General features: G+C 54.7%; 26 protein-coding genes and 1 pseudogene. 17 read left to right on the forward strand and 10 right to left on the reverse strand.

The window, feature by feature from the left end; genetic code table 11:
* Positions 1-174: 174 nt before the first annotated feature.
* From QOL67_RS20430 to dusA, 3 genes are all read right to left on the reverse strand, one after another.
* Positions 175-1512 (reverse strand): calcium-binding protein, encoded by a 1338-nt coding sequence (locus tag QOL67_RS20430; RefSeq protein WP_283427844.1) that lies wholly within the window; start codon positions 1510-1512, stop codon positions 175-177.
* Between the two features lie 372 nt (positions 1513-1884).
* Positions 1885-2712, reverse strand: coding sequence for a sulfite exporter TauE/SafE family protein (locus QOL67_RS20435; protein ID WP_283427845.1), 828 nt, complete (start codon positions 2710-2712; stop codon positions 1885-1887).
* A 78-nt stretch (positions 2713-2790) separates the two neighbouring features.
* The gene (dusA, locus tag QOL67_RS20440) at positions 2791-3831 is read right to left on the reverse strand and encodes a tRNA dihydrouridine(20/20a) synthase DusA (protein WP_283427846.1); all 1041 of its coding nucleotides are present in this window, start codon (positions 3829-3831) and stop codon (positions 2791-2793) included.
* A gap of 112 nt (positions 3832-3943) precedes the next feature.
* Here dusA and QOL67_RS20445 point away from each other — a divergent pair, with 112 nt between their 5' ends.
* The 4 genes from QOL67_RS20445 to QOL67_RS20460 all read left to right on the forward strand — a co-directional run bounded on the left by QOL67_RS20445 (position 3944) and on the right by QOL67_RS20460 (position 8507).
* The gene (locus tag QOL67_RS20445) at positions 3944-4978 is read left to right on the forward strand and encodes a site-specific integrase (RefSeq protein ID WP_283427847.1); all 1035 of its coding nucleotides are present in this window, start codon (positions 3944-3946) and stop codon (positions 4976-4978) included.
* Positions 4971-5408 (forward strand): hypothetical protein, encoded by a 438-nt coding sequence (locus QOL67_RS20450; protein ID WP_283427848.1) that lies wholly within the window; start codon positions 4971-4973, stop codon positions 5406-5408. The genes QOL67_RS20445 and QOL67_RS20450 overlap by 8 nt, the downstream gene beginning before the upstream one ends.
* Positions 5409-5479: 71 nt before the next feature.
* Entirely contained in the window at positions 5480-5833 is a 354-nt protein-coding gene (locus QOL67_RS20455) for a helix-turn-helix transcriptional regulator (protein ID WP_283427849.1), read from the forward strand.
* 346 nt (positions 5834-6179) lie between these two features.
* Positions 6180-8507, forward strand: coding sequence for a VapE domain-containing protein (locus QOL67_RS20460; RefSeq protein ID WP_283427850.1), 2328 nt, complete (start codon positions 6180-6182; stop codon positions 8505-8507).
* Between the two features lie 588 nt (positions 8508-9095).
* Here the strand turns inward: QOL67_RS20460 and QOL67_RS20465 are convergent.
* A complete protein-coding gene (locus QOL67_RS20465) occupies positions 9096-10835 on the reverse strand; it encodes an RNA-directed DNA polymerase (protein ID WP_283427851.1) in 1740 nt (579 codons plus the stop codon).
* Positions 10836-11225: 390 nt separating this feature from the next.
* Between QOL67_RS20465 and QOL67_RS20470 the strand changes: the two genes are divergently transcribed.
* From QOL67_RS20470 to QOL67_RS20520, 11 genes are all read left to right on the forward strand, one after another.
* Positions 11226-11468: a hypothetical protein gene (locus tag QOL67_RS20470; RefSeq protein WP_283427852.1), complete on the forward strand. Its 243-nt coding sequence runs from the start codon at positions 11226-11228 to the stop codon at positions 11466-11468.
* 32 nt (positions 11469-11500) lie between these two features.
* Positions 11501-11698, forward strand: a complete 198-nt coding sequence (locus QOL67_RS20475; protein WP_283427853.1) for a hypothetical protein — start codon at positions 11501-11503, stop codon at positions 11696-11698.
* Between the two features lie 88 nt (positions 11699-11786).
* A complete protein-coding gene (locus QOL67_RS20480) occupies positions 11787-12338 on the forward strand; it encodes a hypothetical protein (protein ID WP_283427854.1) in 552 nt (183 codons plus the stop codon).
* Positions 12335-12757, forward strand: a complete 423-nt coding sequence (locus tag QOL67_RS20485) for a hypothetical protein (protein WP_283427855.1) — start codon at positions 12335-12337, stop codon at positions 12755-12757. The genes QOL67_RS20480 and QOL67_RS20485 overlap by 4 nt, the downstream gene beginning before the upstream one ends.
* On the forward strand, positions 12750-14159 hold the full coding sequence (locus QOL67_RS20490; protein ID WP_283427856.1) for a phage major capsid protein: 1410 nt from the start codon (positions 12750-12752) through the stop codon (positions 14157-14159). Before QOL67_RS20485 ends, QOL67_RS20490 begins: the two co-directional genes overlap by 8 nt.
* Before the next feature lie 5 nt (positions 14160-14164).
* The gene (locus QOL67_RS20495) at positions 14165-14470 is read left to right on the forward strand and encodes a hypothetical protein (RefSeq protein ID WP_283427857.1); all 306 of its coding nucleotides are present in this window, start codon (positions 14165-14167) and stop codon (positions 14468-14470) included.
* A complete protein-coding gene (locus tag QOL67_RS20500) occupies positions 14467-14841 on the forward strand; it encodes a hypothetical protein (RefSeq protein WP_283427858.1) in 375 nt (124 codons plus the stop codon). The genes QOL67_RS20495 and QOL67_RS20500 overlap by 4 nt, the downstream gene beginning before the upstream one ends.
* Complete coding sequence (locus QOL67_RS20505; protein WP_283427859.1) at positions 14838-15011, forward strand: hypothetical protein; 174 nt, start codon at positions 14838-14840, stop codon at positions 15009-15011. The genes QOL67_RS20500 and QOL67_RS20505 overlap by 4 nt, the downstream gene beginning before the upstream one ends.
* Positions 14999-15145 carry a hypothetical protein gene (locus QOL67_RS20510; protein WP_283427860.1) on the forward strand — a complete coding sequence of 49 codons (147 nt, stop codon included), beginning with the start codon at positions 14999-15001 and terminating at the stop codon, positions 15143-15145. Before QOL67_RS20505 ends, QOL67_RS20510 begins: the two co-directional genes overlap by 13 nt.
* Before the next feature lie 90 nt (positions 15146-15235).
* Complete coding sequence (locus tag QOL67_RS20515) at positions 15236-15568, forward strand: hypothetical protein (RefSeq protein ID WP_283427861.1); 333 nt, start codon at positions 15236-15238, stop codon at positions 15566-15568.
* Between the two features lie 632 nt (positions 15569-16200).
* Entirely contained in the window at positions 16201-16983 is a 783-nt protein-coding gene (locus QOL67_RS20520) for a hypothetical protein (RefSeq protein WP_283427862.1), read from the forward strand.
* A 1126-nt stretch (positions 16984-18109) separates the two neighbouring features.
* On the opposite strand, the pseudogene QOL67_RS20525 reads toward QOL67_RS20520, so the two are convergent.
* Positions 18110-18338, reverse strand: a pseudogene (locus tag QOL67_RS20525) (transposase); the annotation flags it as partial.
* A 156-nt stretch (positions 18339-18494) separates the two neighbouring features.
* Here QOL67_RS20525 and QOL67_RS20530 point away from each other — a divergent pair.
* Positions 18495-19415 (forward strand): MBL fold metallo-hydrolase, encoded by a 921-nt coding sequence (locus QOL67_RS20530; protein WP_283427863.1) that lies wholly within the window; start codon positions 18495-18497, stop codon positions 19413-19415.
* 2 nt (positions 19416-19417) lie between these two features.
* Positions 19418-20362 (forward strand): MBL fold metallo-hydrolase, encoded by a 945-nt coding sequence (locus QOL67_RS20535; RefSeq protein WP_283427891.1) that lies wholly within the window; start codon positions 19418-19420, stop codon positions 20360-20362.
* A gap of 63 nt (positions 20363-20425) precedes the next feature.
* Here QOL67_RS20535 and hemA read toward each other — a convergent pair whose 3' ends face one another.
* The 5 genes from hemA to soxB all read right to left on the reverse strand — a co-directional run bounded on the left by hemA (position 20426) and on the right by soxB (position 26261).
* Complete coding sequence (gene hemA / locus QOL67_RS20540) at positions 20426-21664, reverse strand: 5-aminolevulinate synthase (protein ID WP_283427864.1); 1239 nt, start codon at positions 21662-21664, stop codon at positions 20426-20428.
* Positions 21664-22113 (reverse strand): DUF302 domain-containing protein, encoded by a 450-nt coding sequence (locus QOL67_RS20545; protein ID WP_283427865.1) that lies wholly within the window; start codon positions 22111-22113, stop codon positions 21664-21666. The genes hemA and QOL67_RS20545 overlap by 1 nt, the downstream gene beginning before the upstream one ends.
* A 103-nt stretch (positions 22114-22216) precedes the next feature.
* Positions 22217-23257 (reverse strand): c-type cytochrome, encoded by a 1041-nt coding sequence (locus tag QOL67_RS20550; RefSeq protein WP_283427866.1) that lies wholly within the window; start codon positions 23255-23257, stop codon positions 22217-22219.
* Complete coding sequence (gene soxC, locus QOL67_RS20555; protein WP_283427867.1) at positions 23241-24524, reverse strand: sulfite dehydrogenase; 1284 nt, start codon at positions 24522-24524, stop codon at positions 23241-23243. The genes QOL67_RS20550 and soxC overlap by 17 nt, the downstream gene beginning before the upstream one ends.
* Positions 24525-24557: 33 nt before the next feature.
* A complete protein-coding gene (gene soxB, locus QOL67_RS20560) occupies positions 24558-26261 on the reverse strand; it encodes a thiosulfohydrolase SoxB (protein ID WP_283427868.1) in 1704 nt (567 codons plus the stop codon).
* Positions 26262-26327: the final 66 nt, after the last annotated feature.

Here is a 26327-nt window from a genome sequence, read left to right on the forward strand (position 1 = left end):
GTCGAATGCAGAGACATTTAACCAACCATTCGCTCGACCAAGCTGACGTCACCGTGGTCGGAGCCTAATCGCCAAATGTCGCTGACACACCACAGCCCCAGTCAGGCGCTTTATCAATACAAATAAAAAACGCGCCCACCGGGAGCGCGCTTTTGTCGTTTATGAGTTACGATCTTATGGGGTCGCAACCGGCACTGCCGAGGCTACCACGTCAGTTTCCACAACCGACACATTGGCTGGTGTCATACCTGCGCCAAAGACTGTGGCAACGGGAACGCCGTCATAGGAGACCGTGAACCAACCTTCACCAGCGTCCGCATCTGCATCTACCGTCACAGTGCCAGAGCCTTCTCCTTCAGGAACCAGAACCGCAAAGACGTCTTCTGCAACGTCAAAGTCTTCAATGACAGGCAAGTTGTCTGGGTCTACCCAAGTGCCCGACGCAAAGGTATCGGCCCCCGCACCGCCTTCGGCCACATCGCCGGACCCAAGGATGAAGGTGTCATCGCCAACGCCACCGCGCATAGTGTCAGCATCAAGCACGTCAGTGGTTGCAATCATGTCGTCGTCGGAGCCGTCTTCCACACCAACAAAGACGTCATTGCCAAGTCCACCTTCCATGCTGTCCTCGCCAACGCCGCCAATCAGCGTGTCGGTACCGCGACCACCCAGAAGCGTGTCCGCTCCCGCGCCACCGTTGAGGCTATCATCAGAGGTCTGCCCGGAGAGGTGATCATCACCCTCGCCGCCTTCCAGCGTGTCATCGCTGTTGCCGCCCCAGAGCGAGTCATTGCCTTCGCCGCCAATCATGCTGTCGTTGCCGTCACCACCCAGCAGGCTGTCAGCCCCTTCGCCGCCATCCAGCGTGTCGTTGCCATCTTCGCCAGCCAGAGCGTCGTTACCCAATCCACCAGAAAGGGAATCTAGCCCCAAACCACCAAGCAGACTGTCATCATCGTCACCACCCTCAAGCGTGTCGTTACCCCAACCACCTAAAAGCGTGTCAGCGCCGGCATCACCGGTCAAACTGTCATCCGACGTGCCACCACCCATAAGGTCGTTACCGTCACCACCGACTAGAGTGTCCGCATCGTTGCCGCCGGAGATTTTGTCGTCGCCCTCGCCACCATCCACAGAATCGCTGCCGTCCCCGGCCAGAATTGTGTCGTCGCCGGCAAGGCCGGTTACAACATCCGCGCCCGCGGCCGCGTCAATCCTCTCCCCTTCTTCGGTGCCCGCAAGCGTGTCCGCTTCATCAGTGCCGGTGATTGGGTCCGCTGTCGTGGTCGGGTCGCCAGTCGTGGTTGGGTCACCGGTTGTGGTTGGATCGTCGCCAGTCGTGGTTGGGTCACCGGTTGTGGTTGGATCGTCGCCAGTCGTGGTTGGGTCACCAGTTGTGGTCGGGTCGTCGTTTGTGTCCGGCTCTGCGCCGTCATCGTCATCGTCATCGGTAATTTCATAAATCAGCGCGCCACCTAAGACCGCCAGGCCCAAAATCCAAAGTAATTGCATCACTTACACCCATAATCCGAAATGAATTTCCTAAACTCTACACAAATTTTATTGAAATTTTAAGCGGCCATTTTGTTACGATGCCGACTTCGAAACAATGCGAGCGAAGTTGTTCCAAACGTTTCCAACATAGAAACGTGACCTCGGGTTTTGCCCACCTATAGGTGAAAAATTTGCGACTTAATCGCCACCGATGCCCCGACTTTTTTGAGTTTGGCTGGGACACGTACTTCGGGGTGCCTCTCAGACAGGCCTTTGTGAGTCGGAGAAACTGCACGCCGATTCGTCTTATTGATTATACTCAAGCCTAGTATCCACCTATGGCGGAGCTTAGCTGACATCAGGCCAACCGCCAGCGCATAAAAGGTGGAGTCACAACCCCGCCGCCTTACGCAGCATGTTCAGCGCCACCAGGGTCAAAAACACCGCAAACACACGTTTGAGGGGCTTGGGATCCATCGCATGCGCCAATCTAACACCCAACGGCGCAGTCAAAAGCGTCATCATTATGATCAGGCCAAATGCCACCATATTCACTGCCCCCACCGTGAACGGCGGGCGGGTCGCTGGATCAATCTCCATAAACAGAAAGCCAATCACAGCGGGCACAGCGATGGTCACGCCAAAGCCTGCTGCCGTGGCCACTGCGCGGTGGATTGGCACGTTAAACAGCGTCATCAGCGGCACACCAAAACTGCCACCGCCGATGCCCATCAAAACCGACAAAAACCCAACACACGGACTTACAATCGCCCGAGCAAGCCCGTTGGGCATAGCCAGCCCCAACCGCCAATGTGCCTTGCCCAGCCCCATATAAGCGCCAATCACAAACGCCAGAGTCCCAAACACAATCTGCAAAGTCACCGAGCGCAAATTGGCAGCAACCAGCACACCAATGAAAGCGCCAACCACAATGCCCGGCGCCCAGGTGCGCAAGATGTCCCAATCCACAGCACTTTTTTTGTTGTGGCTGGCAACAGACCGTAGCGACGTCACAATGATGGTCGCCAGTGAAGTGGCCAAGCAGACCTGCATCAGTTGCGGACCATCATAACCAAGCGCTTGAAACGCATAGAAAAAGGCCGGCACCAGCACGATGCCTCCACCAACGCCAAGCAGCCCCGCCAACACGCCGGCAACGCCGCCAATTACCAGTAAAAGCAGCAGCATTTGAAAAAGCAAAGCAGGATCGTGGGCCATAAGTCTCTCCGGGGAACGGTTGCGCAGCGAGATAAAGCGGAAAACCTGCGTGTCCGCAAGCAAGGCCCCCGTGCTCGGTTACACAGCCGCCTGTGTTACGTTTTGTAAAGCAGCCAGAACGGTGTCGGGGCCCGCCCCTCGGGTGGTGGCATGCTCCGACAAATAGCGCCGCCAGGCCCGCGCGCCGGGTTTGCCTGCAAACAAGCCCAACATATGACGAGTTATCTGATTGAGCTTACCACCTTGTGTGAGGTGCGTTTCGATATATGGCAGCATCTGATGAACAACATGGATCGGATCGGTGTCTGCACCCATTCCATAGATCTCGCGATCCGCAGTGCTCAATATGTCGGTTGGATTATGGTATGCGGCACGGCCGATCATAACGCCATCCATGCCATGCGCCAAATGGGCAAGCGCTTCTTCTAAAGTCGAAACGCCGCCATTGATCGACAAATGCAACGCGGGAAAGTCGCGTTTCATTTGATAGACCAACGGGTAGTCCAAGGGCGGAACATCGCGGTTCTCTTTTGGGCTCAACCCCTTTAGCCACGCCTTGCGCGCATGAATGGAAATGCGTTTAATTCCAGCATCTTGCATCCGACTTATAAAGTCAGGCAGAACCTCTTCGGGTGCTTGATCATCTACCCCAATCCGGCATTTGACCGTAATTTCAGCATCCGTTTCTGTCTGCATCGCGCGGACACAGTCAGCCACCAACTCCGGCGCCTTCATCAAGACGGCGCCAAAAGTGCCAGACTGTACCCGATCAGACGGGCAACCCACGTTGAGATTGATCTCATCATAGCCCGCGTCGGCCCCAAGTTTGGTGGCTTGCGCCAGTTCCTGTGGATCACTGCCCCCAAGTTGCAACGCCACCGGATATTCATCAACGCTATGATCCAACAAATGCACAGCACCACCGCGTACCAAGGCTGGAGCTGTGACCATTTCGGTATACAACAAAGTGTTCCGAGACAGCAGTCGGTGAAGATACCGACAATGACGATCCGTCCAATCCATCATGGGCGCAACGGACAATCTTGCCGCTTTGGAAACATTGGATTTTTTATTATCTATCAACACGTTGCGTTCCGTTGCTTGTGTTTTCAGTTGCATCTGATGTGGTCCGAATGTGGTCTGATTGTGCAAACCGTTGCAAACGCCATGCAAACGAGAGTATGAATTGCAAACAACTCTCACACCGTTTGCAAACACAGGAATCGTCTGCATGGCTTCGATCTATAAATCACGGGACAAATGGACCGCGCAAGTAAACTTGGACGGAAAGCGTCGATCCAAAACATTTGACCGCAAGCGCGATGCGGAACGATGGGCGCGGCAAGAGGAAGCGCAACAAGACACCACAGGCACCGTCATGTCGTCTGTTGCCGACCTGCGCTTTAACGACATCATTGAAGCCTACCTGGATGAATTTGGCGATCAGGCCAGCCGATCCAAACTAGGCACGATCCGTCACATATCGGAACTGATTGGCAGGACTCCCCTGCCCGATCTGACATCGGCACGGATACGCGAATTTGCAAAGATGCGGAAAGCCGAGCGCGCTGGACCTGCAACGATAGGTCAAGACCTGACTTACATCCACACGATCCTGAAAATGGGCGGCGCGATTGCGGATGTGGACACAGATGCCGCGCTTGGGGCTTACACAAAAGCCCGCGCGATCCTGAATGCCTCTGGCGCGGTGGCGAGGCCCAAGGAACGCGACAGACGCCCGACAGACGCCGAGCTGGTGGCCTTGCGCGATCAATGGGCCAAGCGCCGCCGTGTCGTGCCGATGTGGGATGTGACGCGCTTTGCCATCGCAACTGCCATGCGCCTGAGTGAGATCACACGCCTGACATGGGACGATCTGGACGTGGAAGGCCGCATGATCTGGATACGGGACCGAAAGCACCCACGCGCCAAAATCGGCAATGATCAAAATATTCCGCTCTTAAATGGTCCCGTTGTGATCGACGGTGAGACAGTGGACCCGCTTGCGATCATCCAAAGCCAGCACCGAACCGATCCCGAAATATTCCCGCACGACCCCCGCACGATCAGCACCACATTCACGCGCGGCGTGGCGTCGTGCGGTATCTCTGACCTGAGATTTCACGATCTGCGTCATGATGGTGTGTCGCGTTTGTTTGAGGCTGGTTTCCAGATCGAACAAGTCTCGCTGGTATCGGGACACCAAGACTGGGCGCAACTGCGCAGATACACCAATTTGCGCGGCGAGGATTTGCACCATGTCTGAGCCGATTGTTTGGGGTCCGGTTTCGTGGCTTATCGAACCGATTGACCTTGAGTCAGATTGGTACAAAGCGGCGATGGAAAAGCGGACATATGATTTAGGTTTTTCCGATTTTTCCGAATTGGCCGAGGCCGAACATGTAAGCAATCGAGCCAGTGACGGTGACGAAATGGCGGCGGTAGCCATGCCCTACATCGAATGGAAACGCACCCGCGTCATGCAAGCACGGAAAGCTGCGGGCGGGAAGCGACGCGGCAAGTGGGATCATGTGCGTGGCGATGCTTTGGAGATTGCAAAGCAGGTACGGGCCGCACGTCCTGATCTGAAAGCGTCCAGTGTGGCGGGAGTTGTGATGGATCGTTTGGCAGACGAACACGCCGAGATTCCCGCCAGAACAACGATCATGGGTTGGATGAAAGATTTTGACGGTTAGCGCCGCTAGTCGGCAGACTCGTGAAAAAATGTGCTTACTAAAAGTCTCCATCAAACACGATGGAGAATCAAATGCCCGAACCCAAATACATGACGCCCCAAGGGGCAGACCTGCCCGACTTTGCGGATGGAACCCACGAGGCTTGGCAACAACTGGACGTTCAAGCCCGCGCCGATCTGCTTTTGCAGGGTGTTCCGTTTCCGTCCGAAACAGCAACCGAAACCCGATGCCGCCTGAAACGGGACATGGGTCTTTATGACGATGACGATCTGTGCGCCTTGCTGGACAAGAGCCACGACACCTTAGCCCGTATGCGCGTCAAAGGCACAGGCCCGACACCGATCCGTGTGGTGCGCGAAATCTTCTATGACCGAGAGGACGTACACGATTGGATCAAACGTCACCGCGACGGGGTGGCGGCGTGAGTTGTGCGCCTTGTGCGATCTGCAAGCCCCCCCCTTCAGCCTCGACCTCGGGTGTCATGCGAAAGTCCGCACCGCAAAGGCCACTATCGACGACGGCAGAAGTGTATCGGGACTTGAAGCCAAAGCGGCCATTGCGGACGACCCGCAAAGTTTACCCTGACGTTTGAGGTGAAACGATACGGAAAAACAATCTGTAACAGGTTGTGCGGAACCGTCCGTACTTTCCTGCCTCAACAGCACCAACTTCGCGCAAACTGATCCTTTGGTGCGATACGACCCGCAGAGCGATGGGGCACCTGCGGGCCGTGAAATTGTAGCCCCCGCACGACTACAAAGGATCAATCCAATGAATATACCGTCAAAAACGACCGCACAAGGTCTGCACCAATGGGCTTTGTCAGCAGGATTCTGTGACACAATCCCCGTCATTCCAGCAGGTGCGACGTTACACCCCGAGTCCCGCGTTGATCCCCGCCACTGCGGCAAGGTGCCGGGGCTGTACTATGAAGGCGGATGGCATGCGTCAGCGGGTTGGCCTGAATATCAGATGGATAATGCGCTTGCGGACCGATGGGACAGGCTGGGGGCCAATGTCGGTTTGAAGATGGGAACGACCTACTGCGCGTTGGATGTGGACATCCTGGACGACGTTACGGCACAGGCCGTGCGGACCCTGCTGGCACAGATGCGCGTGACAGCGCCTGTCCGCGTCGGCAAAGCCCCTAAGTTTCTGATGCTTTTCAAGGTGCAGGGTGACGCGGTGATGCGCCGCCAGTATCCGCTAAAAAACGGTGACGTCGAAGCCATGGTGGAAGTGATGGGGCAGTCACGCAAGAACCGCCCAACACAAGCTGTGATACTGGGAACGCACCCTGAAGGTCACACCTACACTTGGGAGTCACCGATCAGCGATGCGACACTGCCGACACTCACACAGGTCCAGATGGACAACTTGGTTGAAGCTGTTTTGCAGGTCTGTGTCGAACGAGGCTGGGAACGCGGTCGGCCCAGTGCTGGCGGTAGCAACGGTGATGGCCGCACGTCCGATCTAGGCAACCCAATGGACGACACGTTGGTTGCGGACGTTCTGCGGTATGTACCCAACGACAATCGGTCATGGGACGACTGGATCAGGATCGGTCTGTGTCTGCGCACGGTCCTTGGGTTTGATGACGGATGGCCCTTCTTTTGGGAATGGTCCAGTCGGTCGAGTAAATTCGATCCGGCATTCACGGAACAGAAATGGGCCAACTTTGAACCGGACGGATCACTGTCGTTTGGGACGCTGGTGCATGAGGCGCGAGAGGCCGGCTTACCGGAAGAAATCAGCCGCCGTGTGACGACAGACAGCGACTTTCGCAAGGCCGCTGCCGCAGGTATGCCGATCGAGGCACCCGCGCTGCCCATACTGCCGTCAGACACCACACCAGCCGCACCACGGGTGCAACCGCCCCCCCTCGCATTTGAAGACGGCACGTTCACGTACCGTGGCGACGGTACGTTGCACCCCAACACAAACAATGTGTTCCTGTATCTGAAAAATCAGGAACCCTGGAACAACGTCTTTGCGTTCGATGCGTTCCGGGGCGAAGCGGTTGTAAAGATACCCTATCCGGGTGAAGTGCAGACCCTACCACATCCACGACCGCTGGAAGATGCCGATTACAGGTCTATTCACGCAATGATGCAGCAAACCGGACTATGGCCCGCGACCATATCCAAACTGACCGTCATGGATGCTGTGGATCGCTTGTGCGACGCCAACAGCGAAGAACCCGTGCAAAACTATCTGAACAATCTGCCTTCATTCATGCCGATGGGTCTGCTGGACAATTGGCTGTTTCTGTATCTGGGTGTCGAACGCACAGGTGACGCCCTCACGGACGAATACATCCGTCAGGTGGGTCGATGCTGGATGGTAGGAGCCGTGGCACGGGCGTTTGAACCTGGATGCCAGATGGATAATGCGCTGATCCTTGAGGGACCGCAGGGTGTCGGTAAGTCGTCAGCATTGCGGACCCTACTGCCAGATCCCGAATGGTTTGGTGACGCCCTGCCCGATTTCCACAGCAAGGATTCGTCAGAGTACATGAACGGCCTGTGGATCATCGAAATGTCAGAACTGACTAACGTGATCAAATCTGAGGTCGAAGACATGCGCAAGTTTATGACGCGACGAGTTGAGAAGTATCGCCCTAGCTACGGGCGCAAGGATATCCGCAGACCGCGCCGCGCCGTGCTTGCTGGATCAACCAATCGCGACGACTACCTGAAGGACGTTGACGGCGAACGTCGGTTCTGGCCCGTCGTTGTGGGGCAGATCGACTTGGAAGGGCTGAAAGCGAACCGTGACCCGCTTTGGAAGGAAACCTACGACGCCTATCAACGCGGTGAGCGTTGGCACATGGACCCGATTGTGGCTGGTTACGCCAAGATGCTACAGCAAGAACGTGTCGAAGATGATCCGTGGGAACCAAAGATCGTACCCATCGTTCGTGATTTAAACGAAGTTTCACCGCAATTCATAGCGGATCAAATGGGCATCCCACTAGAAAACTGGAACCAATCCACGTCGCGTAGGATCACAAGGATACTGAAGCGGTTGGGATTTGAACGTGCGGGTCGCTTCAAGACCGCTGCACAACGTGATGTTTCACGATACGTTCGAAAGTAGTTGCCCAGTTTCCCATGCAGTTGCCCATGCAGTTGCCCACGAAAACCCCTTATTTATATACCTATAGTTACCATTATGGGCTAATGGGACATAATTATTGGTATAAGAGGTTAAGTAAAAAAGGGGGGGTATGTATGTGGGTAGTGAGAGGGCTTATGGGAGCTATATGGAATCAAGTTGCCCAGTTGCCCAGTTGCCCAGTTGCCCACGGCAAACGCAAATATCGCCACAGAGCAACTTGAACCATTCATTTTATAAAATGAACGACTGTTTGCGTTTCGACGGCGACGGTTCACTGCATTGCCAAGCATGGAACACTTGCCATCCGACATAGTCCGTCAGATGACGGCAGCCCGTTCAATGCAACTTATTCTGTGAACTGCACCGACGGCATTTAGGCGCAGGTCTTTGCGAAGTCGGGAAACCGGCACATTCCTGCCGTTCACCGAGGGGTCAAGTCGCTGCCGTCGCAGCCTGCATTGCTGACATTGGCTTCCGACCAACTGAAAGTTGGTGGGTGAAGGAAATCAGATCGTTGATTGTAGGGGCGCTTACACACCGTAAGAGCAGTCGATTCAGGCTACTTCTTTAATAGTCGCCAGATTGGTGTCCCGCTTCTGCAACCCCGCGAAGGTTTTCAAGGTGTTTTCGAACCTCCTCCATGTTTCTTTTGCGTCTTGTACTTCTGTTGCCAACTTCACTGGAGGACGTATTTATGTTCCGCTTGGGGTCATAAAAAACAACATTGCGAGACGACATGGCCTTAAAAAGTGGTTTTTTCAGAAGCTTGTTGTGATCGACCATCCAGCCGTGACGGTACGCTTCATATGCCAGCAACCAAGTCCAATCTGACTTCACGCTATCTTCTGAAATCTTGCCTTCCCAGACCTTGGTAGGAAGCTTGCCGATACAGAGTCCCTTGGACTTCATGTCGAGTAGGATCAGCGCGATTGCCGCAGACTCCACATCCGCAAGCAGTTCTTTAATAGACCTGATGTCAACGGGACGTTTCATGCCGCGCAAGGTGTAAAGCAACCAAATTGCCTCGTAGTGATGCCCTTTTTCCAAAGCTACTTTCACCAGATAGATGAACCTAGAGCCGATTCGCTTGGCCGACAGAGCGTTAGTCCGGTTCTGGACATCCAATACAACACGACAAATGCGATCCATGGCACCAGGAGCAACCACAGCCGCTTTGATGAGAAACGACTCCACCAAGGGCATATCCACTGCCTTGATTGCAGCACCTTCAACAACGGATAGTGCGTAGATTACCACCGATGCCGTAGGGTTTTGAGATTGGAGAATAAGGGTAAGTTCAAGAAACTCGCGCAGTCGGGACCCAGCAAGACTACCACTACGGTGAGACAAAAAGGCTTTCATCTCAGAAATCCACGCACTCTCACGTTCACCAACAATTCGATCTATTGAAGTTTTGCTGCCGTTGATATCCAAGCCATACTCTCTGTAGAGTCCACTGATGGCTGAAAGCACTGTTTCCGCCCCCTCAAGGGTGCCAATTCCAACCATCCAGTCATCCTGCAAACGGTCGATATTGTCCTTGTCCGAATTTGGAAATCGCGCAGAGTAACTTTGATCTATTCGAGCAGAGATCGTCTCAGCGATAATTCTGGAGGTTTCAGGACCAACTGGAATTCCAACAGTCTGATTCCGATTACATGAACGAACCAACAAATCGAGCCGATCTGCAAATGACCCTTTGTATGCATTCAGGTTTCGTTTCACCCGTTCCTTGCCATAGGCCGCCCAAGCAATTGAATGTGTGTATATGGATGGATAGAAGCGAGTAATGTCGGTGGTTATAACCCAGTCAGATGTAGCCTGAAGGTAGGATTTCTTAGCCTCGTGAAGAGCAAAGTTTATCCCCTTGATGGCTCGTTCGTAATCATTGCCGACACGGATTTCATCGACCGAGTATGTTTGTCGAGATAGCCACCTCTGCACTGACCTCCAATTAGCACCGACCTCCCGTGCCAGCAGCGCTTGCGGCAGAGGATGAGTGATGTGTATCTCTCGCCTTTCATACCCACGCTTGGGCTTGGAGAGTTTTTCTGCTTCTGCATCACCAAGCTTGTACGTGTACGCCCCGCTTCGTTTTTTCCCGCCCGGCAATTCGTCCGACAACTTTAACATCCGGAAAACACCGGCTTTCTCCCAGTCTTGAAGAATGTCATCCACTTGCTCACCGAAGTCCTGCGTAGTGAAGACAGACGGAAGCTCTTTGGGAAAGTATCCTTTTGTCAGGAGTGCTTTATGAATTTTCATTGAACCTTGACTGCCCGGAGAGTTCTTAAAGTATTGATGCAAGTGAAATTCTTAGCACAACACGTAACGGATGATTAGAAAATTATCGAGTCGCCTCTTAATAACGATCTGTTTTGATGTTCTCGTTGCGACACCACGCCCCTACACCTCAATGCTATTGCCCGCTCCGTGACGACGACGGCACGCTGCGTTGCGTTTGCCTCTGCAAGACGGACTGTCTCGCCTGGGGGAGGGTATGCTCTAGGACGTATTGGGGGGCCGCACCGCGCAGGGTCGTGAATCTCTGCGAAACTTGTCAAAAATCAGCCTATGTTGTCCGCACAGTGGGGTGCTATAATACCCCATCCCGCGCCCGCCCCGGCACGGACAGCGCAGCCATTTAGAGCGAAACAGATGGAAACAGACCCGATCAAATCACTTCAGGTGGCAAATATGATTCGTTACGCCAGACGACAGATCTCGATCCTGACGGGCTGTTCCACGACCTACAAAAGACCTTCGCTTGATCAGCACATCATCCGCAGCGCAGGCGTGACGATCCAAGTCGATATGGACAGCCGGTCCGCAAACGACCTAGTGCGTCAATTCCGCGCTGAGGCCGCGACACAGGGAGTTTTTTATGAGCCGCCGCAGACCGCCGCAAAACGTCCGCAAGAAACCACCGCCGACAGATGATTGACCCAAGACAAAGGCTGTGGACGGGCGTGATGCTGACCGCGATTAAAGACGCAGTAAATTCGTCCGAGTCGTTGGAACGAACGCTTGCCCGATCTTGGCTGTTGAACGGGACCGACTTTGGCTACGTCGCATCGTTGGCCGGCTTCGATCCCGATGCCATCCGTCGGCAAATTTTCCTCCTGCGCGATCGAGGATGGACCAAGACTGACATTAGCGTATTACGCTAACGTATTACGTTTAAACGATTTTTGATATTCGAATCATCTACTCCCTGCTACTCTCGCTCTACCAGAAACTTGGACGGGGCGAACGCATATGACCATCACAGTACGATCAGCCCCGACGCACAGTCGCAAGCTGGTGAAATCTTCCCCCTACATCCGGCGACAGATCGCACAGGCATCGAAGGCTGAAGAAAAGGCCGTACCTGGCGCAACCGCCGAACGCGAACGCCTGACCGCGAAATTCGGCAAAGACATCCGCGACGTGGAAGCCGCGATAGGCCAAACCCGTGCCGTTGCATCCGACATGGACCGCACCAACATCATCCTGCGCACCGGCAAGCAACTGCCCGACGCTGGCCCAGTCAGCCGACTGGCAAACCTCGCTATCCGGCTGGGTGCCAAGATTGACCCCGACCTGCCCGCGACCGTCGCAGAACGCGCCACCAGCGCCGCAGACGCCGCCGAAACCCGCATGGACAATGCCGATGCCGAACTGCGGTCTACGGCGCTTTTGGCGCAACTATCGGCGCACCTGCCCGCCGTGGACTTCGACATCAAATCCCCTCGCGTGGCTGGTATCCGGCGCGACTATTTGAGTGCCACCCAGATCGCCGCCGACCGCCGAAAAGGACAATCCAAATGACGAACCCCTTCACCAGCGGAAATAACAACCCTGCCGATCAGCTTCATGTGGACGGTCGCCAGATCACCGGAGTCGGTGGTGGTGCCAGTCCAAATTCGGTGATCTATGACCCAGCCACCAAGGCGGTGAACCCAGCGGGAGTCGCGCTTGTTCAAGACCTGATGAAACAGGTCCAGCAGCGCGAAGACGCGCTGATCAAACGCTTTGAAGACCGTGAAAAGATGCTCTTGCGCGTGGTCGCAAAAGCAGTCGGCAAGCGTCTGGAACCCATCGAAGCTGCGCTGGATGTCACCCGCGCCGAAGTCGCCGACGCCATCCAGACCGCTGCCACTGGTTTTTTTGATGATGATCCCGCCCCGACCGTCGAAGACCTCAAGCGGATGCACGCCCAGCACAAAAAGGACATGAAAGATGCCTAAAGATACCCCCCTTGTTTCCGGCGACCTTCGCAGTGAAAAAATGGAAAGTCAGGCCCGCAAAGCCTTGCAACAACGCGCTTACGAAGTCGCGTTTGAAGCCGCCGCTGAAGACGTGAACGCAGCCCCCCAGCTTGCGAAGACTGTGGCGCGTCTGGAAGGCGAAATCGAAGGCATGAAGGCCGAAGCGGCCAAGCCTGTGAACGTGACCGTCAAAGCGCCAGCCAAGCCGAAGTCAGGCACCGGACAGGTCCAGATACGCGGTCTGCGCATGGCCGCTGTGCGCTTTGCAATCGGCGCGATCCAACACCAGACCAAACGCGACCCCCGCGCCATTGCTGCTGACCTGCTGGGCAAAGGCGACCAGTACCAGCAGGCGATCCGCAGCGCCACCACACCAGCAACCACAACCGCCGCAGGTTGGGCCGCTGAACTGGTGCGCAGTGACGTGCGCGAATTTTATCGGGACATGGAACAGGCCAGCGTCTTCGCCCAACTGGTGGCACGGGCTGGTCTGACGATCTTCGACGGTGCCAACAGCGTCACATGGCCGATGCGGGCAGATGCGCAGCGTGGGTCTATGCGTCCAGCATGGATTCAGGAAAATGCGACAATTCCGGTTGTGGAAACGCGACTGGCCAGCACAACAATGAATCGCTTCAAGCTGGGTGCTATCACCACCGCTTCCAACGAACTCCTGCGCACAAGCAACCCTGATTTGCTGCCGTTGCTGGAAGGGTTTATCCGACAGGACATGAGCGAGGCCCTGGATGCCGATCTGTTGGACCCGGCCAACCCGATCCAGCCAACGATCCGACCCGCTTCGATCACCAATGCTGCCCCAAATAAGGCCAGCGCGGGCAATAACCTGGCCAGCATTGTGACAGACTTCAAATGGCTGCTGGGACAGGCCAGCGCCTTGCGGATGATCGACCCTGTGGTGATCTTGCACTCTGACCGCGTGGTTGGCCTTCAGATGGTACAAGGCACCGGCGGCACCGAACAATTCCCGCTGCGTGACGAAGTGGCAGGTGGAAGCCTGTTTGGTTTGCCTCTCATTCACTCGCCATATGCGCCCGCCGGACAGGCGGTGATCACCGATGCTCACGCCTTCAAATGCGTGGCCGATCCGGTCGAAGTGGACACCAGCAGCGCGGTCACGTTGGCGATGGCTTCAGCGGACGGAGTCATCCCAGCAATGTCCACCCAACCCGAACCGCCACACCCAGCCGACGAAGTGGGAAACGATGGGTCCATCCATATTTCCGACGCGGCTAGCACCCTGCCACCGACTGAGGTCCGGTCGATGTTCCAAACCAACTCGACCGCCCTGCGTTTGATCGCGCCCTTGTCATGGACACAGATGAAGCCTGCAACCTCTTACCTGACAGGTGTCACATGGTGAGGCCGATGCAGCACGTCCGCATGGCACCCAACCCCGTGACCGTCAGCGTCGTCTGGGTCAACGCACAGACCTGCGACGTGGGCTTGCGCCAGAATAGCCCTGTGCGCCTGTCTGGCCCGCATGTGCGCCTTGCTGTGGGCCTGCTGCTGGCCGAATGGCAGGTGCCGCTTTGTGCGACCTGCTGGACCCGCACAGGCCGTGGCGCAGAACACGCCGGACAGTCGGATGAATTCCTGACACCCGCGCTGGCCTATGCGCAGACCAACGGCGCAAAGAAGGCGCAGACACTGTTGAAGGAACATCGGATATGACCGACGAAATACTGGACCGAAGTGGGTGGAACTGTGTTCCGAACAATGACCACCTGTTCAACCGCAAGCCAAAGCCAGCACCCCCCACGGCGAAAAAGCCGCGCAATGCGACACCGCCGACGATCTGGGCGATTGATGACGAATACCCGCCCCGTGATGGTTATCGCCGCCTGTTTAACCGCCACGGCATTTTTGCTGGATACCTGCGGTGCAGTGTCAGCAGCGACGAAGACGCCTTCATAACCGTCCGTGGTGTGCCGATGCGGAACGCATTGTGGAAGCGCCAACGACCGAAGGAAATTCCCGACCAAGATCCCGCAAGTGGTGTTGGTGGTGCGCCCTCGCCCAAATGGACACCGGACTTCGGATGAAAAACGAACGCGACATCCAGCAGACCGCACAGACCACCAGCGCCAAGCTGTATCGCGAAGACACAGTGCGGGCCACACAACTACGTCAGCGGGCCGCTGAGTGCCGCAAGGCCGGTCTGCACACTGCGGCCCGCAAATTAGAGTATGAGGCCGACCGATGTTCGACATGACGCCCCAAGACAACCGCCCCGACCGACCTGATGATCCGCTTTATCTGGCCTTGTGTGCCCTCGCTGGCAAATGGCTGGACCAACACGATCTGGATGAAATCGCCCACCGCGTAGAACGGATTTTGAACGAATGACGACCCTGACCCAAGCGGTATTTGCCGCAGCACGGGAAGCGGTTGGGCGTGATCTGACCGAACTGATCACGCGCAAGGTGCGGGACAGCCGTGTTTGATGACATAACCGATTTCTGGCGTTCCGAGTTACAAGACGCCCTCGCCCCGTTCCGCGAACGTGGTGTGACGGTCAGTGTGGTTTGCGAGTGGGTTTGCGACCAATGGGTGCGTGTGGCGGTCCACCTGGATCACGCGACTGTAATTGATGCCCGTCTGTTTGGCCTGAGTGAAGGCGCTGCGGATGACGTGGCTGATCTGCTCTGGCGTCACCGTATCGACCTGCTGCGGCGTCTGCGTGGCGTCGGAGCCAACCCGCAAAGTCTCGCCCCGTTCTTGGCCCGTGCGGCATGGCGCGGCCCCTCTTTGGTTGCTGCGGGTGCTTGATAGCATGTTGGGGCTGTTAACGCCGCACGGTCTGGTTGGGTAAGTTTCAACGCCGAGGAAGGTTAGACAAGATACAGTTGACGAATCGTCCTTGAGTTGAAATTTTGCGGAAAAATAAGGTTTACCAACAGCTTGCCACGCAATCCTACATTTGAGCAAATTAACGACTGGATGAGTGCAGATAAATCTGCCGAGTTTGTCTCTTGGTGGACTCCGAAACCACAGCCGTGCTTTCTGGAGATTCAAGCCCCATTGGTTAGCAACGAAGCCACGCTTCAAGGGCTTGAATTGCGTATCTTGTGTAACAAGGACCGTCCAGACGAAGGGGTTTCAGTTTCGTTGCTCTCTGAAACCACCACCAAGCCAAAACCTTTTGCTAGAATAGATTGGCGCGGCAGTGTCCACGGTAACTTGAACAGGTGTTGCGGAGAGTACCACCTTATCGACGCTGGCCGAACGCATTTCCATAATCCACGCATCCATACTAACTTTGAAAATCCAATTGACTTCATGCTTGAGAACATCCCCATTGCAACAGCAATCGATCCAGAGCCGCCTGACCTAATGACTTTTCTTCGTGAATCTGGCAGACTGCTCAACATAACTAACTTAGATCAAGTCGAACGACCACCATGGCAACCGTCAACTTCATTCATATAAGCGACGCAGAAGGCGGCGAAGCAACAAAAGCCCTTAATCGGGCCGTTGCCGATATGGTGCGGGTATCAACAATCAACGGTCGTTGGCGAGTTCAAATGCCAGTGGCGTCACGCTTTGGATCAATGGTTGACGTTTCAGTCTGGCCGGAAGGTGATGGCGACACCTTCCTAGTTTCGGACGATGGTGCAGCCTATCACGCTGCTGCAACTGCGGCGGCAAGCAATAGAATATTCACTTCTGTAGCCAGATCGTTCTGTGAAAAGTATGGAGCAATTTTCGACGGTGGCACAATGCTGTTCATGCGCGTTTCGGCAGATCGGCTGAAGGGCGCGATAGTGGCGATGGCCGCCCTCACAAAGGAAGTCATAGATGAAACCCTAGAACGCTCATTTGCTGAAAAGGCCCACAGAATCAAAGACCGCTTTCTCGAACGAATTGATAGAGCATTCCCCCATGCAGAGGTTTCGCAGAATGTCGGAATTCGTGGGCATTCAACAGCAGAACATGAGTTCGACGCATTGGTCGAAATAAATGGTGGAGCACTTGCTTTCGATCTGTTTTCGAAAGCGGCTGTTTCAGTGAATTCGGCCTACGTTAAACTGGCAGATTTGTCCCGCTTAGAGGTTGGCCCGAAGCCAATCGGAGCAACACGAAAACGCAAAGACATCGGCCCAAAACTCAACTTAATCAACTCAGTAGCCACGGTGATTGAAGTTGATACTGACCTAGAGAATTATGCCCGTTTGGCAGCATAAAACCTAGGGCAATCGATTTTCTAAGTTTTTGACGGGTGGGGTCTGTCGCGCCGCGCATTGCCTGCATGGCCTACGCGGCGCTTACCGTCTTCGCGACTCCTCAAGGGATGAGTCGGATCGGGTGCGGGCAGGTTACGTCTCTGCAAACAAAACTGCAAACGAAAGCCAAGTTGATTCACCTAATGGATTGTAATTAGTGTGAAATAAGCACTTCAGTCGGCACAATCCATCATCGGGGCGACAAACAGGCGTGCGGCCTTGGAAACTAGCGGTTTTGTCAACAATTGAGCAATCTCCGTGGTTCCTCTGAGGCAACCGTTTGCAACTTATTCTATTGGGCTTTGCGTTATTCTGCGTTTTTGGTTTACCGCGAGGCATACCATCTTGGCGCTTGGCATACCGCTGCTCTATAGCGTCGGTATGCCAAACGAAAAAGGAAAATAGTGGGCACAATCATTGAGCGCAAGAGCGTCACAGGAACTAAGTACAACGCGCAAGTAATCAAAAAAAACGGCGGAAAAACTGCTCTCTCCAAGTCAAAAACCTTTGATCGAAGATCTACATCAGAAGCGTGGATCAAACGTATCGAACGAGAATTTTGGCGACGGGCGCGTCGTCCAAAGTAAGAACAACACAACAGTCGCTTCCCTAGTCGATCAAGTATCTTCTTTGCAGAGCGACATGGCCAAAACCAAGGCTCAGGTCCTTAAGACAATTAAGTCGTTTGCCATCGCAGAATATGAAGTGACGTCTCTAACATCAGCTGACTTGGTGGAATTTACGTCTTCAGTTGCCGAGGGAATGTATGGCCCCAAGTTAGATCGCCTTCGACGGCCGCCAGTTAACTTAGCCATCAAACGAACTGCCCGTGCTTGGCTGAACCAAGTTTAGACATTCCCTTTGACGAAACAATCACTCAAAGAACACGCCAGTCTGCGGCCATTTTATGCCTCATCGGAAAATCAAGAAAGAGGACGAGGCGCCCAAGCATCGCCGAACTTGATGACCCTCTCGCCTGGGCTTTTTGCCGCCTTTCTCATCTTCGACTCCTAAGTGGGTACGATGAGCCAAGAACTCTCTATTATCAAACTGCCCTATATGGCCCCATAAGAGCTGACGTCAAACACTTGAGAACACATTCGCCACGTCGAAGGGGTTCGTTCTCCTGAGTGAGGCTCAAATCCTCTTTTGAAACAACATTGATGTCTCGGTGCACTGGCATCCATTTGGTCAAAGTCGACATTCCGACACCCAAATCATCAGCTGCCTGCTTGCGAGTCCCCACCGTCGGTCTGTGCAATACACACCGCATCCTGCCGGAATTCGTCTGTCCGTTTCGCACCATAAACTGTCACCCTTATTGCTGAAAATGCTACCAAAAAAGCGGCACCAATCCGAATAGTTAATCAAGGAACATCTTCAAACACATCGTCTCTAAACGTCATGCCTAAAGCCTTGCTACGGGGATCACATTAATACATATTCGAATAGGAGAATTAATGGAGCGCGAGATGACCTTACTCAGAAGACAATTTCTTTCCGGCAGTGCTGCTCTAACAGCAGGCACGGCGCTCGGCCTGCACTCGGGCCCATCACATGCCCAACTCGCGTTGGGTGACTTCAAAATTGACGTGGTAAGCGACGGTTCTCTGACATTGCCGGGCAGCTTCATTTTCGACCCGATGCCAAAGGAAGAACTGCTCGCGATCCTTGAAAAACACGGTCAATCCGCCGAAGTTTTGACCCCACCCTGCAATGTTACCCTGCTGCGACAAGGGGACCGGACAGTCTTGTTTGACGTCGGGGCCGGGCCAGATTTCTCTCCAAACTCCGGAATTCTTTTGAACTCTCTTGATGCCTTGGGAGTCTCCCCAGACGAAGTGACAGACATAATTTTCACCCATGCACACCCGGATCACCTGTGGGGATTGCTGGATGATTTTGACGATCCTCTCTTTCCTCAAGCCAGTTACATGATCGGCAAAGCGGAATGGGAATACTGGATGAACCCCAACACTATCACAGACATAGGCGAGGCTCGTGCGTCCTTTGCAGTCGGCGCACAGCGCAGGTTAGCGATGATCGAGGATCAGATTTCGTTATTTGAGGACGGTGACGAAATAATGACAGGCATCGCCGCGCGCGCAACGATTGGACACACTCCCGGTCACATGGCGCTGGAAATACGCAATGGGTCCGAGGCCGTTATGGTTCTGGGTGACAGCATTGGCAACGACCACATTGCCTTTTCTAGGCCGGGCTGGATTTCCGGGTCTGACCAAGACCCTGAAACGGCGGCCGAAACACGTATTGATTTGATGGATCAGCTGTCACATGAAAAGACGCGCGTGATTGGATACCACCTGACAGGCAATGGCACCGGTTATGTGGACAAGGTGTCTGATGGCTATGCTTTTGTGGCGGAGGCTTAATGATGAAACGCTCCATTCTCGCAATTGCCCTGCTTGCCGCTCCTGCCCTTGCAAGTGAAGACATCGCTGATCAATACCCCGGTTCAGTGCTGTACTCCAAACCATACGAAGTGCTTCCGGGCGTCTTCTCGGCGATTGGCGCCACCGCCCCGCCAACCTATGAAAACGCCGGTCACAACAATAATCTTAGTTTCATCATAACCGGCGACGGTGTTGTTGTGATCAACGGTGGCGCGTCTTACCAACTGGCCGAGGCGCTGCACCTGGAAATCAAGGCCGTGACGGATCAACCGGTAAGGCTGGTGTTCAACGAAAACGGCCAGGGCCACGCCATGCTTGGCAATTCATACTGGGTTGATCAGGGAGTCGAGATTGTCGCCCATGTGGATGCCGCCACTGAATTTGAAAGCCACGGTGGGCAATCTTTGCGTGCGGCTCAGGCACGCGTGTTGGAGAAAGCAGACAACACACGTGTCGCCCTTCCGACGCAGACATTTGATGACAGCTATCTGGTAGAGATGGGCGACATGAAAATCGAAGCCCGCTACCTCGGCCCGGCCCACAGCCCGGGTGACATCGTCATTTGGCTACCTCAGAAAAACCTGGTTGTTTCCGGCGACATGGCCTTCCACGAACGTATGCTGCCGATTTTTGAGCATACAATGACAGCGGATTGGATCGAGACATGGGACACCGAATTTGAAGCGCTCAAGGCGACCTATGTCATTCCGGGTCACGGTCATCCCACAAATATGGATCAAGTGCGGCGCTATACCCGAGATTATCTGGTGTTCTTACGCGCACAGATCGGCGTGCATCTGGATGAGGGTGGTGATCTGGCGGACGCCTATTACGTTGATCAGTCTCCCTACACAAATCTTGATACATTTGAAGAGCTTGCGACAAAAAATGCCGGGCGTGTGTATGAGCAGATGGAATTTGAATAACTGAAAAGGTTGAGGCCAATCCGCGTTGATGCTGGTTGGCCTCACTTTCCATTTTGCCCGAACTTATTGGGCGGCCAATGGTTGCCGGGCCAGCTGACACTTATCCCACAAGTCACCCAATGCCCCAATCAGATGGGCAATGTCCTGATCTGAGTGAACCGGGGACGGCGTGATACGCAGTCGCTCCGTCCCTTTGGGCACTGTGGGATAGTTGATCGGTTGAATGTAAACGCCATAGTCTTTGAGCAAGACATCTGAGATGAATTTACATTTCACCGGGTCGCCAACCATCACCGGAATGATATGACTGGGGTTGGCAACGTGAGGTATACCCATCCGCTCAAGATCCGCCCGAACTTGTGCAACTTTGCTTTGTTGCGTTTCACGCTCGACGCCACTCTGTTTCAAGTGACGAATCGAAGCTGCCGCTCCTGCGGCAATCGCTGGCGGTAGCGCGGTGGTGAAAATAAACCCGCTGGCAAAGCTGCGCACAAAATCACATAGCTCACCAGAGGCGGCGATATAGCCTCCAACCACGCCAAACGCCTTACCCAAAGTGCCTTCGATCACCGTTAGCCGATGCATCACGCCTTCACGTTCGGCAATACCGCCGCCACGCGGGCCGTACATGCCAACCGCATGAACTTCATCCAGATAAGTCATGGCGTTATATTTGTCTGCCAGATCACATATCTGCGCGATCGGGGCGATATCACCGTCCATCGAATAGACGCTCTCAAATGCGATCAGTTTTGGGCACTCCAAAGGCAATGAGGCCAGCTTGTGTTCCAGATCTTCCAGATCATTATGCTTCCAGATCATCGTCTCCGCTCTTGAGTGGCGAATACCCTCAATCATGGACGCGTGGTTCAGAGCATCTGACAGCACGACACATCCGGGAATACGGCTGGCGATGGTTCCCAGTGCCGCCCAGTTGGACACGTAGCCTGAGGTAAACAACAGCGCGGCTTCTTTGCCGTGCAGATCGGCCAGTTCCGCCTCAAGCAGCACATGATCGTGGGTGGTGCCTGAAATGTTTCGCGTGCCACCGGCCCCGGCCCCACACCGATCCAGCGCATCATGCATCGCAGCCAGTACTTTAGGGTGTTGCCCCATCCCCAGATAATCGTTGGAGCACCAGATGGTCACGCCATCTGACGTGGGTTCACCGTCCGCACCGGCAACATGTGACTTTGCATTTGGGAACGCCCCACACTGACGCTCCAGCTCGGCAAAGACGCGATAGTTGCCCTGATCGCGCAACTCATCCAGCGCGCCTTTAAAAAATTGTTGGTAGTCCATTATTCTGCCAAAGCCTCGCCGACAATCTCTGCCAACAAGGCCTGAACCTCCTGCATCGGACCTTCAGGGTAGTTGCGGTAACCAAGCATAACTTGGCCTTCGCGGTCCGCCACAAAAATTCCATAGGGGCAATGCGCGATGTTCATGGGATCGGCTTCCATCATTTTGCGTGACAAAACGGCCGAGCAAAAAATGTAAATTTCGGCCTGATCAAACAGAGTGACATCACTGCCCACGTCCTGCTTTGTCCGGCTCAACATGTCACCGACATGACTGACGTAATCGATATTCAGCCCTTTTCCGATGATCGCACTTTCAAGACTGAAAGCCGCGTCCTCAAAGCTGCCGTCGTAGTTGTACACCGTCGACGTGTTCTCCGCGACAGCTGCTCCAGCAGCGGAGATTGTTGCGACTGCGGCCAACACACCGCCAAACAAAAATGATCTCATGATCTCACTCTCCGGTTGCGAACAACTCTGCTGCCTTATTGAGAGCCCATGTGGCCATTACAGCCACAAGGGCCAGGACGCGTCAAACAAAGCGCCCCTGACGTCACTCGTCAAATGATCTAAGATATTCGATAAGTGCGCGCTGATCGGCCTCTTTCTTCAGACCGGCAAAGGACATTTTTGTGCCCTTCATATAGGCTTTGGGTTTTGCCAAAAATGCGGACAGTTCTGCGTCATTCCAGACCAATCCAGCCTCAGCAACTTTCTTCATTGGTTTCGAGTATTTGAAGCCATCAACCGCGCCGGCTGCACCGTCAACAATATTGGTCAAAATTGGTCCGGTCCGGTTCTTTGCGCCCTCGCCAACTTGATGGCACGCCTTACATTTTTTAAAGACCTTTTTCCCAGCCGCTGCCAGTTCAGCGTTGATAACAGTGGGTTTCGCAATCTCGGCTTCCACTTCGGCGCCCGCTGCCTCCACTTCATTCGCCTCAGGAGTTTTGGCGGCGTTATTCTGTGTCGGAGTTACGTCCAAAACCAAGGCCCGCATGGTCACAACAACATCATTCTTGCAGTTCTGCATACAAGGTTCACCTGTCCATGCCGGATATTCCGTCTCGGCCCGGTCATCGATGATGAACCCATTCGCGTTTGGCATGTCTACGTCCAGAAAAGTCTCGTTGGACAAGACAAAATCATCCTCCACCAGATCGTTGGAATACAGAATGTAGGCCACCATGGCATAGACTTCATCGTCCGAGAGGCTGCCCGCATTGCCATACGGCATCGACCGTTTGATGTAGTCAAAAGTGGTTGTCAGATACGGCCAATAGGACCCAACCGTTTTTAGCGGATCGTCGTGGTTCAGCGTATCCGCGCCACCTGCGAGTTTAGGCCAATTGTCGATACCTTCGGCAAAATCACCATGACAAGACGCGCATTTGTCAGCAAAAATCTCCTCGCCGTCCAATGCATCGCCCGATCCTACAGGCAGACCCATGCCATCCGGGCTGATGTCCCCATCCCACGCGGTGATTTCCTCCGGCAACGCCATGCGACCCAGGCCAAATTTTTCGGCTACAACCGGTCCGGCAACCATGGCGATCACCACAGTCAGCGCCGTTGATTTAAGAAACTTCGACATTTTCTGCCTCACCGTTTGAACGCACCAACCAGGTTTGAATACAGTTGTTGTGATAGATCGAGTTCAGCCCGCGCACCTCACGCAGTTGCGTTTTGGTGGGTTGCACATAGCCGGTGTCATCCATGGCACGCGACTGCAGCATCATCTCTGAACCGTCCCAATCGGTATCGAGATAGAACCGAGTCAGTGCCATCTTTTCTCCCGGTTTCGCCAAGCGCGCCGTTTCCCAGGTCATACCTCCATCCTTGGACACATCAACGCGGGTGATCGCCCCACGCCCGGACCATGCCAGGCCAGTGATCACCAGTGGCCCAGTACCGTGCTTGATTGGCGCCTGCGGGCTAGGGCTGGTCACAACGGATTTGGCATCCATCGCCCAGGTCCACTTGCGGCTGGTACCGTCTGCAAGCGTATCGGTGTATTTGCTGGTCTCTTCGCGGCTCTCCACCGGACCATCCGTCACCTTGATGCGGCGGATCCATTTGACCCACATGTTGCCTTCCCAACCGGGGACAACCAAACGCACAGGGTAGCCATGCTCTTTGCGCAGCGCTTCGCCGTTGGCCTTAAAAGCAACCAAAACGTCATCCAGCGCCTTTTCCATCGGAATGGAACGGCCATTTGACGACGCATCCGCCCCTTCAACAAAAACCCACTTGTCCTTAAGATCGCCAGCCGTATCTAGGCCAGCCTCTTCCAGCAGCGTGCGCAGTGGCACGCCGGTGTATTCCATGTTGTGAATCATACCGTGGGTGAATTGCGCTCCGTTCAACTGTGCGCCCGCCCATTCCATGCCTGTATTGGCCGCACATTCACAAAAATAGACGTGGTTTTCACGCGGGAACCGTTCCAGATCGGCGTAACTAAACACCAGCGGCGTATCGACCAAACCGTTGATCATCAGACGATAATCGTCCTTCTTCAAATCGATCGCCCCCGAATGGTGCCGTTCAAACGCACAGCCCTGAGGGGTGATGGTGCCATCCAATGCGTGGATCGGCGTGAAGTTGATTGAGCTGACCGTATCCGCCGTCAGCCATTCCACGTTGCGACGAATGACATCCCCCTCGTGTTCCGTTGGCAGACCATAGCGCACCGCATCCACACCATCGCCAAACTCTTGCGCCCAAGGCTGGATCTCGGTGATCAAAGGGTCCGGAGATTGCGCGCGGGCCGCACTGGCTGTCAGCGCCCCTGCCCCCGCAGCCACAGCGCCACCTAAGAAAGCACGCCGCGAGCGACTTGTTTCGTTGTCTTTATCTGACATATCAGATGCCTCTTTAATTGCGACTTGTGGAGCTTAGGCTCCGACAACTTTCACACTGTTGTTTGGGTCAAGAGAGATGGTGCCCTGTTTGGCGATATGCGCTTCGACCACATCCCAAATTTTTGGACCTTCGGTGCCCTCATTGACCGACGCCCATCCCGCAACTTGATAGGTTTTGGATGGATCAATACGCTCGCCGGTTTTCAGCAACGTCATCTCTGTAATCCGGCTGCCCTGCGGCTTGGTCACATCAATCCGATAGCCAATGCCACCAACGCGAACCATATCGCCGCCCTGCTGATAGTAGGGGTCTGGATTAAATAGATTGTCGGCTACATCCTCGAGCACCACATGCAGGAACTCACCGGTCATTTCAGTTCGGTAGGCCTCGCCATAGCTCATCGACGTCACATTCCAGATGTCTTCGCGGGTGATATCCTGCCCCGGCAGGATAGACGGACCCCACCGCACCCCCGGCGACAGCGCAATATCCGCCTCACGCTCCGAAATCAGCGCGTCACAGATCAGGTCGTCCCAAGTGCCGTTAAAGTTGCCACGGCGGTACAGCGTCTGATCTTCGGCTGTACGACCAATGACTTCGCTTAACTGGTCCACGTACGGCGCGCGTTGTGCATCAATCAGTTGTGCGACATCTGGGTCAGGCGTGATCACATCGCTGAAGATCGGGATCAGTTTGTGGCGAAAGCCCATCATGCGGCCATCGCGCACATCCAAGTCCACGCGACTGACAAATTTTCCGTTAGAGCCCGACGCCACAATAATGGTTTCGCCCACCAACACAGGTTCGGGCAACGCATCATGGGTGTGGCCTGACAGGATCACGTCGATGCCTGTCACCTTGCCCGCCATCTGCTTATCGACGTCAAATCCGTTGTGGCTTAGACAGACAACCAGCTCAGCCCCTTTGGAGCGGACCTGATCCACCATTTCCTGCATCCGCTCATCCCGAATACCAAACGAATACTCGGGGAACATCCAGCCAGGGTTGGCGATGGGCATATAGGGGAAAGCCTGGCCAATTACCGCGACCTTCACTCCGCCACTTTCAAAGAACTTATAGGGCGGGAACAGCTCTGTTGGCTCATCCCACTCCGCGTCAAAAATGTTCTGCCCCAAAGCCGCGAAAGGCAGACCTTCGACAATTTCGTTCACCCGTTCAGACCCAAGCGTGAACTCCCAGTGAAATGTCATCGCGTCAGGTTTGAGCGCGTTCATGACATTGACCATGTCCTGACCTTGGGTGTGGTGACAGGTGTAGCTGCCATGCCAAGTGTCACCCCCATCCAGCAACAACGCATCCGGACGTGTCGCTCGGATCGAATTGATAACGGTCGAAACTCGATCCAGCCCCCCCACGCGGCCATAACCTTTTGCAAGAGATGAAAAATCACTGTGGCTCAAGGCGTAGGCGGATGGGCTGCCATCGTCGATGCCATACAGCTTGCGGAAATCGGCTCCTGTGACATGGGGCACTGCCCCCTTGTTGCCCCCGACCCCGATGTTGACCGAAGGCTCACGGAAATAGATCGGCTTCAGTTGCGCATGAATGTCGGTCACATGGATCAGCGAGACATTGCCAAAAGTATCAAACTCCAAAAGCTTGTCCTGTGTCAGCAATTGCTGCGCGGCCACCCGCGCCCAGTTTCCAAACCCCGATGTCCCATAAAGCGCGGCGGCGGCCATGCTGGTTTGCAAAAAGTCACGGCGAGATATCATAGTCGATCCTTGTTGTGGTGATATATACGCATATATGAATTTGTATGGGTGTGCAAAAGCCCCAGC

It is taken from the genome of Shimia sagamensis (assembly GCF_900182745.1).
Classification (GTDB): Bacteria; Pseudomonadota; Alphaproteobacteria; order Rhodobacterales; family Rhodobacteraceae; genus Shimia; species Shimia sagamensis.